Raw genomic sequence first — 13,847 nt, forward strand, 5'->3', positions numbered from 1 at the left:
GAGGACGGTCCATGTCGGCGGTTCGACTGCTCGTGCTCGGCGCGGTGCGGCGGCGGGGCCAGGCACACGGCTACCAGGTACTCGCCGATCTGGAGGCTTGGGGCGCGCACGAATGGGCCCGTGCCACCTCCGGATCGGTCTACCACGCCCTCAAAGCCATGACCGGACAAGGTCTGCTGGTCATGCACGACACCACACCGAGCACGGCAGGCGGACCGCCGCGCATGGAGTACACGGTGACTGACGCCGGTGAACAGGCGTACCTCGACCTGCTCCGCACCGCACTCACCAACCGCGACCCACGACTCGACCTGCTCGCCGCGGCGGTCGGACTCATCGAGGACCTCCCCCGCGCCGAGGCCATCGCCCTGCTGCGGCAGCGCCTGCAGACCATGAACGAGTGGCGGGCCAGCATCACCGCACACCTGCCCCCCGGCGCCGACCTGGACACCTGGGGTCCGGTCGGCGACGTCATCGGGCTGTGGCTGCACACCGCGGACACTCGCAGGGACTGGACAAGCCGCCTCCTCCACCGCCTGGAGCAGGGCGCGTACCGCATGGCAGGCGAAGATCGGGCGCAGACCCCCGAATCACCGTAGGGGCCATGATCAAGTAGCGCGAACGCAAGCCAATCTCCGCGAGACACCCAAGCGCCGTGGCATCGGTGAGACGACAGGCCGTTCAGGGTCACTGGCGATTCGGTCACGCCGCCGTCGCGCCGGGCTGAAGGGCGGGACCGAGCAGGAGCCCGCCGTCCGCGACGAACTCCGAGCCCGTGACGAACGAGGCGTCGGCCGAGGTGAGGTAGAGGACGAGTGCGCTGATGTCGGCCGGCGTACCCATTCGGGGGATGGCGTACGGCTCGGGCGAGTAGAAGTCGGCGATGGGCGGCTGGCCCGCGATCGGTTCGTTGATCAACGGGGTGGAGATGACGCCGGGGTGGATGGAGTTGACCCGGATGCCGTCTCGACCCAGCTCCAGCGCGGCGGTCCTGGTGAGCCCGCGCAACGCCCATTTGCTGGCCACGTACGGCGCGTAGAGCGGGGTGCCGACGTGGGCCATCGTGGAGGCGATGTTGACAATCACTCCGCCGCCGTTGCGGCGCAGTGACGGGGTCACGGTCTTGATGCCGAGAAACGCGCCGGTGAGGTTGACGTCGAGTACGCGCTGCCAGACCCGCCGTTCGATGGCCTCGATCGGCACCGCGGGGTTCTGAACGCCTGCGTTGTTGACCAGAACCGCGATCGGACCGAACCGGCGTTCGGTCTCGATGACCGCCGACGCCCAGGCGTCCTCGTCGGTGACGTCCAGGCGGACGAACAGTGCCCGCTCGCCGAGTTCAGCGGCGAGCTCCCCGCCAGGTCCTTCGGAGAGCGCGGCGATGACAACGTTCGCCCCCTCCTCGTGGTAGGCCCGAACGTGGCTGGCGCCCTGCCCGCCAGTGCCACCCGTGACGAGAACGGTCTGCTTGTCGAAGCGTCCCATGACGCGGTCCTCCCCTGCGCACGATGATGAGTCAAGTGACTCACCTCGCCAAAGCTATGCACCTGACGGTGGTGAGTCAAGTGACTCGCCTCGTGTAGGGTGGCACCTATGACGACGGAGCCCTCGCCCTACCACCGGCGCGTCGCCGAGCAGAAGCGGGCGGCCATCATCGAGGCGGCCACCCGACTGTTCCTCGACGCCGGGTACGCAGGCACCTCACTGGCCAAGGTCGCGGAGGCGGCCGGGGTGTCGAAGGCGACTCTGTTCAAGCAGTTCCCGACCAAGGCGGCGCTGTTCGACGCGATCGTGACGGAGTCCTGGACAGTCGAGGACGATGGCGACGACTTCCGCCCCCCGACGGGCGACCTGCGGGCGGGCCTGACGGCGATCGGCCGCCGGTACGTCACCCTCCTCACCCGGCCCGGTATGGCGGCCCTCTTCCGCATCGTCATTGCCGAACTGCCGCGCTTCCCCGAGTTGGGCAAGGCCCACTTCGAGCGCGGCAAGATGCCCTACTTCGACTCGGTGCGCCGCTATCTCGACACCGAGAACGCCCTGGGAACGGCCAAGCTGGACGACACGGAACTGGCAGCAACCCAGTTCCTCGGGATGATCGCCAACTACGTCTTCTGGCCCCGAATGCTGCTCATCGACTGGTCCCCTGACGACGCATCGATAGCACACGTCGTGGACGAGGCCGTACTGATGATGGAAGCCAGATATGGCACGGCGAACACCACCAACTGAAGCAGCCGCGCGCAGCACGTGAAGGTTGATCGGCGGGCCGGGCAACGTTTGCTCCGACCGAACCAGCATCGCAACGAGCGCTGAGAGCAAAGGTGCTGGTCAGAGGGAGGAGTACGAGACCGACCGGCGCAGCGCCGCCTCCCTCACAGCCACCGACCTGACCAACCACCTCATCAGTCAACTAAGCAACAACCGTCCACCGGCGACACCGCCAACCGGTGAAACCTTGCCTCGCCGCGGCTTCAGGCTCTTCGAGCCAACTACCTCTGCGGCCAGCAAGTGCCCGTTCGCCGGATGCGCCAGGATTGGCCGGATTAACGGAACCGCTTCCGCGACCAGGCCGCCGGTACCGGTGGGAAGTCGTCCCCGCGCACGAGGTAGTGGACGACACAAGCAGTGATTCATGGATAGTCCGGGTGAGGGTCTGCCGTAGCGGCGGCGTGCTCACACCTGTCTTCTGTTCCCCACTTCGACCGACAAGGTCGACGAGATCGAGGGCGACCTGCTGGCCCGCCGAGCACGAGGCATGGCTGGGGTGAGGTCGAGGGTATCGATCTCGCTCATCTTCCTCCGACAGAAACGGGACGAGACCAAGTGCCCCTGGCCTGGGCCAGCCGCAGGCTCTGAGAGCGGTCGCGGATACTGGTGCCGGTCAGGGTTGACGGGTCGCGGTCAGCGTCATGTCCTGTTGGCGCAACCGCAGGACGATCTCGCCGTCACGGGCCACGACGGTGAGTTCGCAATCCAGGGCGATGGCGCGGAAACGGCCGTCCGGCAGAGTGCGCAAGCCCAGCGGCGGCTGCCCTGGGGCATGGAGGGTGAGGTTGTCACCATCATTGGTGATCCTGACGGTGTAGCCGTCTCGCGCAAGGTACGTGCCAGTCAGGTCGGCCGGTGTGCGGTGTGGTGTGGAGCCGGTCCGACCGTGGTGGTGTTCAGCGGCGGCGAGCACGGCCAGGAGGACTTCCTCGGCCATCTCGTTGTTGACCATCACAGCCACGGTCGTGTCGGTCGCTGGCCAGGTGAACAGCCAACAGCCGTATCCGGCGTTGCCGCCGGTGTGGCCGAACCGCAGGTGGCCGTCGTCGACCACGGAGGTACCCAGGCCGTGGCCGCCGGGCACCTGGGGTGTGATCATCTCGGTCGCCAGGCCGTGCGACAGCAGCGCGGAACGACTGGCCACGGCGTGCGCGATCTCGACGCCCACCCGAGTCAGATCCGACGGTGTCGTCCATAGCCCGGCGCCGGCCAGCTCCGGTTGCGTACGCCACCCGCCGCGCAGGGGCGTGCCGTCCAGGTGGTGACCGCGGGCGACCTGATTGTGGCGGTGCGGGAAGTCCTGGTCATAACTGCTGTCGGCCATGCCGAGCGGTTCCAGCACAAGCGACCGCATCAGCTCGTCGAACCCTGATCCGGTGACGTCCTCCATCAACTGCTGGAGCACGGCGTAGTGGCTACCCGAATAACGAAACCCGCTGCCTGGCAGCATGGTCGCCCGAACCGGGGGGCTCGTTGCAGGTCCTTGTCCGCGCAGCACCTCGGTGATGGTCGGCACCGCCTCACCGTGGCCGAATCCGCGGAACCAGTTGTAGGACAACCCGGCCGTGTGCGCCAACAATTGCCGTACGGTGACCACCGGCCGCCAACCGCCGGACTCAGGCAGACGCCATGACGTCAGGTACGCCTCGATGTTCTCGTCGAGGTCCAGCACACCTTGGTCCACTAGGCGCAGCGCACCGAACGCGGCCACGTGCTTGCTGATCGAGCATGCCTGGAAGATCGTGCTCGGGCTCACCGCCTCCGTGCCACCGGAGATGGTTGTGCCGTACGCATCCGCCCACGGCTCGACGCCGTCCTGCCGCGCGGCGACACTCACAGCCGGAACGTCGTAGAGCCGCATCAGCTCCACCAGCCCGACGCGATCCGGCGAAGCCTCCCGCCATCGCGACTGACGGTCCAACTGATCCAACACCACTGACCAATCGCTCGGTCGCATCAGGCCCCCTGGACGTCTCCACCACGATTGAACTGCAACGGCCAAGGCTAGCCACCTGATCCAAGCGGCCGTGTGAACTTGCGATACTCAGCTAAAAGAGGGCGTTGAGCTGACCAGTTGCATCCGCTGCCCCGGCCCGCAGGACCCCGCCGCTCGGACGCGCCTCATGGAGATCATCGCCAACCTCCGAGACCGCATCCAAGAGGCCAAGCTCAACCGCTGGCTCGGCGAGGTCCAGTACTTGGAGGCCAGCCTCCACACCGCGGTCGACAGCTGACCGCCCTCGACCGCACAGCAGCCCGCCGCCCCCTTGCCCGCCGTCGACCTGCGCCACGCCTGCATGTCCTTCTGGCTCGCCGTCGGCGTACCCGCGGCCCACGTCGCCGAATGGGCAGGACACTCCATCACTGTTCTGCTCCAGATCTACGCCAAGGTCATCGCCGTCGGTTCAGCCCGGACTCCGGTCGTCCAAGAGAACGTTTCCTGGATATCCAGTTGATCGGCGATCCGGGTTCGCACGGTTGAAGGTCTGCGTGATGCCCTGCCGGGGATTCGAACCTGCGCACGTGGGGGTGAGTGCATATCCGGATCACACCGGGGTAGGTGGAGCGAGCCTAAAGCACGCGCGCCTACAGAACCGGGCGCAACTGCGGTGAACCACAGCCAACGGTCTCGTTCGACGTCCTGCGACGCGCGGCGTTCTCCGTTTGCTGGTCAGGGTGATAGGGGGTCCGAACTGGCAGTGTGAGGGTCAAAGGCGGGTGGTCCGCTGCCGGCAACCGCGGCACCGGGGCACATGTCGACGACGCGAACCAACCACAACCGGAGGAAGCACAGGGCATCCGGCACCAACCATCGCCGCCCGCGACGAACCATCCTCACCGCGCATCAACCGACCCATTCAGATTTCACTATGGGCCTGGCCAGTGCAGATGCGACCCATTGAAAGCAGTTGGCGAAGTTCGCCCGATCGGGGAGAGCAACGACGCCCCATAACGGAATCAACAGGGGGTTTGGAGCGTACTTCTCCTGTTTCGCTCCTTACCCGCCGGTACAACGATCTTTCCGTCCACAAACGACGATCAACTAAAGATCACCCCATAAAGATCAAACGCCCGCCGACCTGGTGATTCCAGCGAGCCAGCGGGCATTCTTCAGTCCGTCGGGCTGACAGGATTTGACCCTGCGACCCCTTGACCCCCAGCGGCGGCGCGATCAAGCGCTGACCTGCGAAAACATAGATCAACTCTCTCGATTCGATTCCGTCGCAGTACTTCAGCGCACTTGACGTCCGCTCAAGTGTGCTGAAATCTCCAGAGGCACTCCCTTAAGCGATGACTTCATTCGCACCAGAGCCCTGTTAGGCCATCTGAGTGATCTTGGTCCCTTGGGGGTTTGAGTGCTCGTGGCGACGGGGGATCAAGGGGTGCCGGGTACTGGGGTGCCCTGTCGGGGGGCAACGGCAACTGGGGAAAGGCTTGTGATGCGACGTCGTGTGTCGCGGGTTGTCATGCTGCGCGTTTTGTCGGTCGCAACGGCTGTGAGCTTGGCGGCAGCGGTGCCGGTGGTGGTTTCGCCGGTGGCGGCCGCGGAGGAGGTGGGTGCGAGTCCGACGGCGTGGAAGCCGGGGCCTGCCAATCGGACCGTCGTGGGGGGTGCGCCGCCGAAGGGGTTGGTGAAGCCCTCTGCTGCCGATGCCCAGTCCGCGGACGCGGGAACGATGTCGCTGACCTGCGCGACGTGGCCGTGGGGCGCGTTGCCGGACTACCCGATGGAGCGGTTCCGGATCAGCGACCGGCTGCAGTTCGCGGTGAACCTGGCTGACGGGAACCTGTGGGTCGATCACCGGGACCTCACGGTGCGGGGCACGGGGATCAACCTGAACCTGCGCCACTCCTACAGCACCCAGGCGTTCGGCAGCGGTTGGTCGGTCAACGCGGGCGCGGACATGGGGCTGGACTTCCGCACCGGGGTGGTGATCATGCCGACGGACAGCGGTGGCTGCGTGCAGTTCGACGAGAAGCCCGGCGGCGGGTACGAGCCCGCGACGCACGGGCTGCGGGCGACGCTGGTGAAGAACGCGGGCGGCTCCTACACCGCCCGGTTCATCGATTCCGGGCAGACGTGGTCGTTCAACGCCGACGGGTGGCCGTTGAACCGCATGGACCGCAACGGCAACTCCCTGACCTACTACTACAACAGCGACGGCACGTTGGCCTCGATCAGCGACAGCCAGGGCCGGGTCACCACGTTCACCAGCGATGCTGGGAAGCGGATAACCCGGATCACCGACCCGTCGGGCACCGTCGCCGGGAGCTACACGTTCAACAGCAACGGTGAACTGACCGAGTTCGTCGACCGTGACGGCAAGACCGTGCGCCTGACCTACTCGACGCAGAGCCCGTACCACCTGACCTCGTTGACCGACCAGGCAGGCCGCACCTGGTCGTTCGGCTACGACGCCTACAACAGGGTCAACTCGGTGACGACACCGCGGCAGGCCGGCGCGGTGCAGACCCTGTTCGCCTACGACTCCGACACCCAGACCACCCTGACGGACCCGAACGGGCACAAGACGGTCTACACCCTCGACGAGTTCGGCAGGCAGATCTCGGCCAAGGACGCCCTCGGCCACACCCAGTCCCAGACCTGGACGGCCAACAGCGACATCCAGTCGACCACCGACGGTCTCAACAACTCCACCACCGGCACCTACGACAGCCTCAACAACCTGATCTCCACCAAGCTGCCCACCGGCGCAACCACCACCATCGGGTACATCAGCACCGCGCACCCGAACCAGCCCACCTCGGTCAAGGACCCCGCGGGCAACGAGCAGACCCTGAGCTACGACAGCGCCGGGAACATCACCAAGGTCCGCTCCACCCAGTTGGCCGCGGACCTGGAGGTGCGCACTTACACCGGGCCGAGGAACCTGCTGGAGACGATCAAGGACGGCAACGGCAACACCACCCGGTTCGGATACGACAACGCCGGGAACCTCACCAGCGTGACACCGCCTTCGCCGCTGGGCGTGACCCGCTACACCTACGACTCGCTCTCGCGCGTCACCAGCGTCACCGACGGTGCCGGCAAGCGAGTGGACTACGCCTACGACAAGCTCGACCGCGTCGTCTCCATCACCAGCGGCGGCACCACCCTGCAGACCATGACCTACGACGCCGTGGGCGCGATCACCAGCCGCAACCACGGCGGGGTCACCACCACGTTCGACCACGACACGTACCCGACCGGCCCGCAGCCCACCACCGTCGAGCGCACCCAGGCAGGTAGCACCGAAACGGTGTCCTACGGCTACGACAACGCAGGCAACCTCACCAGCCTGACCGACCCCGCGGGCACCCACACCTACACCTACGACGCCGCGAACCGGCTCACGACGCTCGCCGACGCCTTCGGCCAGTCCACCACCTTCGGCTACGACGATGCCGACCGCCGCACCAGCACCACCTTCCCCGGCGCGGGAACCCAGACCAACGGTTACGACGACTCCGGTCGCCTGAGCACCCTCACCGTCAAGAACACCGGCGGCACCGAACTGCTCAAGGCCACCTACCGCTACACCACCAGCACCGGCGCCGACCGCACGCAACTGCAGTCCAAGACCATCGCAGGCGCCACCACCAACTACACCTATGACACCCAGCGCCACCTCACCGCGGCGGGAAGCGCGACCTACACCGTCGACAAGGCCGACAACGTCACCTCCTTCGCAGGCACCGCGCACACCATCAACGCCGCCAACCAACTGACCGCGGCGGGCAGCACCGCCCTGACCTACGACACCGCGGGCAACCTGACCGGCACCGGCCCGAGCACCGCCCACACCTACTCCGACACGAACCAACTGCTCCGCAGCACGACCAGCGGGGCCACCACCTTCACCGCCACGTACGACACCGTCGACCACACCCAACCCCGCACCATCACCGAGACTGTCAGCGGCGCCACCAACCAGCGGGTCCTGACCCACACCACGCTCGGGATCACCACCCTCACCGACAACGGCACCCGGACCAGCCTCGCGCGCGATCCCGACGGCACCATCATCACCGAGAAGATCGGCGGCAGCCGGTACAACGTGATCACCGACCACCAGGGCAGTGTCCTGGCCCTGCTGGCCACCACCGGCACCCTCGCCGCCACCTACACCTACACCCCCTACGGCGACACCTCCCCCGCCGCGGGTACTGCAACGGCCAACCCCTTCCGCTACCTCGGCGGCCACACGCTGCGCAACGGCACTGTCCACTTCGGCCACCGCTACTACAACCCGGCATGGGGACGCTTCACCACGCTCGACCCCACCGGCCAGGAGCGCAACCTCTACGCGTACGCCCAGGCCGACCCGATCAACCGCACCGACCCCACCGGCGCCTACAGCACCGACGACTTCGAGAAGGACCTGAGCATCGTGAGCGGGTTCGCCGGGAGCGGCGCTGCCGCAGGAGGCGGTATCGGCATCCTGGCCTGCGTGTTCGGCCCTGTCGGATGTGCCGCCGGAGCTGGCGTGGGCGCCGCTGTCGGCGGCGGCCTGGGCTTCGTCGCAGGCGTCGCCTACGTGATCACCACATGACAGACGAACCAGGAAGGAGGGTGCGGATGACCGGCCCGACGCTGCGAGCCAAGATCCTCGCGACCATCGGCCTCATCACCGCCGCCGCCGCCGCTGGCGTCCTCGGCGGACTGCTGGAGGAGTCAACAGGCCACACCTGGCTCCGATACCTGCCCATGATCCCGGTGATCGCGATCGCGGTCGTGCTCGTACTCCGGATGAAAAAGACCTAACCGGCCTAGCCTCTTGGTGTGGTGGTACCACCACACCAAGAGGCGAACGGCCCGGGTGTTTGGTCCGGCATGGGCATCACCGCCAGGTAGCGGCCACGCACCTCGGGAAGCTGGCCGACGATCGGCGCGACCCGCGCCCCGGCCGACCGCACGCGCGGCGTCGCCCCCCATCGAACAACGTGCAGCGGCGCAGCACTAGCCGAACAACGTGGCGCCGAGTGGTCGTTGATCGAAACCCGGCAGGCTGTAGGAGCGGCGGAGCATGAGACCGACGCCGACCGTGGCGGGGTGGGCCCTGTGGAGGTGGGCGTCCGCGGGGATGAGGTAGCGACCGTCCGGTGTCTTGGCGCTGAGATCGGGGTCGGAGGCGATGGTGCCGCCGGACAGCGGTGCACCGGTGTCCCTGCGTCGGCCGAGGACGGACGGTGGGTGCGGCGGTAGGTGCGCACCGGGCGCGTTAGGGATGGGGCTCGATAGTGCAGTGGACTGCTCGAGGACGGCGCACTGGTCGGGCGTGCTGGGCAGGCGATCCCTTGGCGAGGAGGGGATCCGCGCGATGGTTGACGCCAGGTCAGGGATCTTGGTGCGTGGGTGTGCTGGCGGGGGCGCTCGGCCCACCGCGGTCGATGAGCGCCACGCCGCGGCCCAATCTCGCCTTGACCAGACTGGTCGAGGCGTCTGGTGCGGCGAAGAAGTCGTTGGCTTTCCGGCTCAACCAGCTTGCCGAGTCCGCCGGTCTGGAGACGCACTACACCCACACAAGTTGGACGAACTGGATGAAGAGGGGGACGCGCCCGGCCCAGGCAGTACGCCCGCTCATCGCCCGAGTGCTCGAATAACGGCTCGGGCGGCCGGTCAGCCTGACCGAAATCGACCTTGATCACGACCCCGGCGTCGACTCGGGCATCGGCCTGGAGTTTCCCCGCGAGCTCGGCGCCGCCGCGCAAGTCGCGACCAGATTCTGGAGACAGGTCGACCGCCGCGACATCCGCGGTCCCGGCGTCGCCGTCGTCAACTACAACACCCCGGACCGTCGCTGGCTGGCACTTCCCATTGACGACAGCGCGGCCTCGCGGTCACCCGCGGCCTTCCGGCGCATCGGAAAAGCAGATGTGGTCGAACTGATGGAAACAGCCGAGCAGGCCCGGCACTGGGACTCCCGGTACGGAGGCGGGAACTGGCGAAGCTCGCAGCTCACCGTTTACCTGAAGGAGCGGGCGGCCCCGCTGTTGCACGGCACCTACAGCGACGCGGTCGGGCGCCGGTTGTTCACCGCCACGGCGCAGCTCGCCCGGCTCGCCGGATGGACCGCGTTCGACAACGGCGACCACGCCAACGCCCAGCGGCACTACATCCAGGCGCTGCGACAGGCCCGCGCTGCAGGCGATGTCCCGTTCGGTGGCTACGTGCTGATCTGCATGGCTCTGCAATGCAGCCTCGGCGGCTTCCACGACGACGCGATCGACATGGCCGACAGCGCCTATCCCAGGCGTAGGCGGCCAAGCCACTCCGCGGATGCAGGGCTTCTTTGACCTGGCGGAGTGACATCAATGACGACGGCAAGGCACGTGCCTTACTGGCCCTTGCGGCCAACGCGCCTACGCCGTCACCGCCCGCACGCGCCGCCCCTCGACGGTGACCACATCACCCGGTCGGAGTTGCGCTCCCCGCCTGCCCTCCACCTCCCCGTTCACCAGCACCTGATCGGTCTCAACCAGCTCCCGAGCACCAGCCCATGCTCGACAAGCCCAGCCAACTTCAAGAACTGCCCCAACCGGATCGGAAACCCGACCACAGCCACATCCACAATCCTCGACGACACCCGACCGAATCTGCGCTTCACCTCGAGCTGCGCGTCCATGCCCGCGCAGCGAGTTGCGGTCAGCTCGTACGTCAACCGCTGAACGGTCTCCCGCTGCGCCTGCTCGCGACACCTTGCCCCAGCCGTCACCTGTGTCGTTTGTCAGGGGCGGATGGGGCGGTTGCGACGGTAGTCCCAGGGTTGCCCGAAGCACAGCTGGCATCGCAAACGCCACCATCGCAGCGGACGATGGAGACCAGCCCGGTGCAGTCGGGAAGCGTGTCCGTGCAGAACCCTCTCGCGCTCGGCTTCGCCTGCGTGCAGAGCTTTCCGGAGCAGATGCCCGCCACCTCCGAAGATTCCGGCGAGTATCCAGAACGTAAGCCAGCTCGCCAAGGCCACGGCAGGCACGACGAGGACCAACCACCATCCGGGAAGCGAAAGAGCCACCAGCAAAACCCCGGCGGGCACGATGAGGGCCAGCCACCACATACTGCCAGACATGTGTCTGGCGCTGTTCGTGATGACTGACCAACGCCCCAGCTCGCGGCTGACGCTGATGGGCACTTCGGCCGCGAGCATCCAGTCATGGTGCTCGGCGCGCGGCGGTTGACGGTCCCACAACATTGGGCCTTTCCGCACCACCAGCTCGCGAAGTTTCTGAAGTTCGTGACGTTCTGCCTCGGCTCGGAGTCGGGCTATCTCGGCTCGGAGTCGCTCCGCTTGCTCACGCTCGACACGCCCGCGGTCCTCGTCCCGGACGGGCTGCCCCTCCGAGTTCTCCGCGTGACGATCCGGCTCAGGCTCATCGAATGTGTGCGCCATACCCTTCCCCCTTGTCGTCCAGCAGAAGCGTGCCGCCTTCGAACCGCTCCCCAACAGCACAGATCGCCAAGTGCACGCGAATGTCGCAGTAAGGATTAAGCCCGCACGGTCGCATAGACGGGTAGTTCGACCGGACCCGCAACGGTCACCGCGTGCAGGCCTGACCTCGTGACTACGAGGTGGTGCATCACTACCTACCGGGTCACCTGCCCGATGACGGTCCCAACGGGGTGCTGTCGCTGCAGAAGTTCGCGCTGGGCATCCTCGCGCACGGAACTTAGGAGTCCGCCGTAGCGGGGAGGCTGGTGGCCGCACCTTCTCGACCGGGGCGGAGGTCAACGCTCGAGGCCGCGTCGAGGTGGGCGCAGGTCGGTGTCGATGCCGGAGCGGTCGGCCAAGCACAGCAGCCGTTCAGGATCGGTGTCGGGAGATACTAGACACGGGAGGCGACGTCGAGCAGGTCGGCCACGGTGCTGGTGTCGAACACTTGGATTTAGCGGATCATGGCCTCGCAGCGGCGGTCGCTGATGACCAGGACACCGCCGTCGTGGAGGGCCACGGTCTGCCCGTCGACGACGTCCACACGCAGCCACGGCGGCGCTTGAGTCAGCGCCCGTAACCGGTCGGAGCCCTTGGCCAGCCGCTGTCGCAGTGGGCGGGGTTTCGGGTCGCCAACGGCGGGCACCTCTGGACGGCAGAATTCGCCGTGTCAACCTCGACCTGACAATGGCGTAGCAATGCTGGCGCAACTAAGCAGCATTCGAGCCAACCGGTACCAGCAGCGCGCTGGACGGCACACCGACCAGCACCGTTCAGAACCGGATCCGAGAGATGTTGTCGGGCCGGTTCGGCGTCGCGGTCGACGCGGTGGTGGTGGCCGACGAGTTGGTGACCAACGCGCTGCACCATGGCCACGCTCCCGCAGCTTCCGACTCCGCCACGGCCGAAGCCGGCGAATCGAGATCGAGGACACACATCGCAGCGCGAGTCGAGGGTCCGGACCCCCACCACGTCGGCGGACGCGGACTTATCCTGGTAGACCGGCTCGTCTCACGGTGGGCGTCGACAGCCACGACGACCGCAAGACGGTGTGGGCCGAACTCGCGCTGAACGCGCCGGGCAGCAGGGCCACTCCGCGCCCGACGGCAGCCTGGGCCTGGTCTGCCTGCCCCCTCGTGGGCGGCGCGACCTGCGCTGGCCGTAGAGGACCACTCACTGATCGACCGTCTGCCCGTCACCTATCTGCCGAACCGCCCGGACACGTGAGAGGTCCATCCCAACGAGTTCGGGGTCTGGTGCATCAGCTGTGGCCAGGAGTGCCAGGAAGTGTCGAACCTCGGAAGTATCGATTCCCGTCGGGTGTCTCCACTCCGGGACAAGGACGAAGGCCCTGCTTCCGACTGCTTCATCACTGGAATCGAACGCGAGTCGTCCGCAGGCGCAGCGGGAGCGCCTCCGTGCACGACGCCGACCACCGGAATGGCGAAGAGCACAGCCATCAGGATGAACGCTACCCAGTCCTCCCGCTTGAAACGACGGCCATCAATCGGCTGGGTCGAGCCGGTCTCAGCAGGTCTTCCTCGAGGCGCGCGCACGAGCGCTCCATTCAGCAGTGGCTTCGATCAGCGTTCATTCTCTTCGCGACCTGGGATCGCGGCTAGCCTCCGACAGAGCGAAGCCGAAACCACTGGGAGCATCCGCCGACGCACCCCGGGAGGCACGCCCGACACCGCGGGACTCGCCTGTCTCATCGACGGTGTGCTGGCCAGCAGCGCGGCGTTGACGCCGACGACGGCCAGCTCCGCGCCATCCGCCAGGGCGCTGGCGCCTGCGGCCACCAAAAGCCGTAGACGTCAAACAGCTCGCGACCGGACGACTGGCCCGTTCAAACACCTGTGGACATCAACCGGAGCGCCTTCGCCACGATGGAGAAAACACCCTCAGACCAGCAGCTGCAGTAGCCCGTTCCTGGTCTGCCGCGCCAGACCACCGACGGCAAAATCCTGGCCAACCAAAGTGAATGAGAAACGGCCCTACAGCTACTATCGTCGCTGGTCAGTAAGTGTCGTCCCCGCGCACGCGGGGCTGGTCCGCCTCGAGCTCCTGGCCGCTGATCTGGAGGGTGGTCGTCCCCGCGCACGCGGGGCTGGTCCCTCCAGCGTGTGCGTGCCGGAACCGCCGACC

General features: G+C 66.9%; 8 protein-coding genes, 1 pseudogene and 1 CRISPR repeat array (1 of these 10 running past the window's edge). Of the genes and pseudogenes, 5 read left to right on the plus strand and 4 right to left on the minus strand.

Features of this window, described 5'->3' with window-relative positions:
* Positions 1–11 precede the first annotated feature (11 nt).
* Positions 12–599 (plus strand): PadR family transcriptional regulator, encoded by a 588-nt coding sequence (locus Actkin_RS21535; protein ID WP_258904012.1) that lies wholly within the window; start codon positions 12–14, stop codon positions 597–599.
* A 103-nt stretch (positions 600–702) separates the two neighbouring features.
* Here Actkin_RS21535 and Actkin_RS21540 read toward each other — a convergent pair whose 3' ends face one another.
* Positions 703–1,485: an SDR family NAD(P)-dependent oxidoreductase gene (locus tag Actkin_RS21540; protein ID WP_258904013.1), complete on the minus strand. Its 783-nt coding sequence runs from the start codon at positions 1,483–1,485 to the stop codon at positions 703–705.
* 108 nt (positions 1,486–1,593) lie between these two features.
* Here Actkin_RS21540 and Actkin_RS21545 point away from each other — a divergent pair, with 108 nt between their 5' ends.
* Positions 1,594–2,232 (plus strand): TetR/AcrR family transcriptional regulator, encoded by a 639-nt coding sequence (locus Actkin_RS21545; RefSeq protein WP_258904014.1) that lies wholly within the window; start codon positions 1,594–1,596, stop codon positions 2,230–2,232.
* Positions 2,233–2,884: 652 nt separating this feature from the next.
* Here the strand turns inward: Actkin_RS21545 and Actkin_RS21550 are convergent.
* The gene (locus Actkin_RS21550) at positions 2,885–4,132 is read right to left on the minus strand and encodes a serine hydrolase domain-containing protein (protein WP_258904015.1); all 1,248 of its coding nucleotides are present in this window, start codon (positions 4,130–4,132) and stop codon (positions 2,885–2,887) included.
* A 1,771-nt stretch (positions 4,133–5,903) separates the two neighbouring features.
* On the opposite strand from Actkin_RS21550, the gene Actkin_RS21555 reads away from it, so the two are divergent.
* The 3 genes from Actkin_RS21555 to Actkin_RS21565 all read left to right on the plus strand — a co-directional run bounded on the left by Actkin_RS21555 (position 5,904) and on the right by Actkin_RS21565 (position 10,569).
* Entirely contained in the window at positions 5,904–8,825 is a 2,922-nt protein-coding gene (locus tag Actkin_RS21555) for an RHS repeat-associated core domain-containing protein (protein ID WP_258904016.1), read from the plus strand.
* 26 nt (positions 8,826–8,851) lie between these two features.
* Positions 8,852–9,037 carry a hypothetical protein gene (locus Actkin_RS21560; RefSeq protein ID WP_258904017.1) on the plus strand — a complete coding sequence of 62 codons (186 nt, stop codon included), beginning with the start codon at positions 8,852–8,854 and terminating at the stop codon, positions 9,035–9,037.
* Positions 9,038–10,149: 1,112 nt separating this feature from the next.
* Positions 10,150–10,569 (plus strand): NsdA family TPR-like regulatory protein, encoded by a 420-nt coding sequence (locus tag Actkin_RS21565; RefSeq protein ID WP_258904018.1) that lies wholly within the window; start codon positions 10,150–10,152, stop codon positions 10,567–10,569.
* A 66-nt stretch (positions 10,570–10,635) separates the two neighbouring features.
* On the opposite strand, the pseudogene Actkin_RS21570 reads toward Actkin_RS21565, so the two are convergent.
* Positions 10,636–10,898: pseudogene (locus Actkin_RS21570) on the minus strand (RNA-binding S4 domain-containing protein).
* Positions 10,899–12,156: 1,258 nt separating this feature from the next.
* Positions 12,157–12,348: a hypothetical protein gene (locus tag Actkin_RS21575; protein ID WP_258904019.1), complete on the minus strand. Its 192-nt coding sequence runs from the start codon at positions 12,346–12,348 to the stop codon at positions 12,157–12,159.
* A gap of 1,379 nt (positions 12,349–13,727) precedes the next feature.
* Positions 13,728–13,847: direct repeats of the CRISPR family, unit length 28 nt; unit sequence GTCGTCCCCGCGCACGCGGGGCTGGTCC (it continues 1,736 nt past the right edge of the window).

Source organism: Actinokineospora sp. UTMC 2448 (genome assembly GCF_024760565.1).
Taxonomy (GTDB): domain Bacteria; phylum Actinomycetota; class Actinomycetes; order Mycobacteriales; family Pseudonocardiaceae; genus Actinokineospora; species Actinokineospora fastidiosa.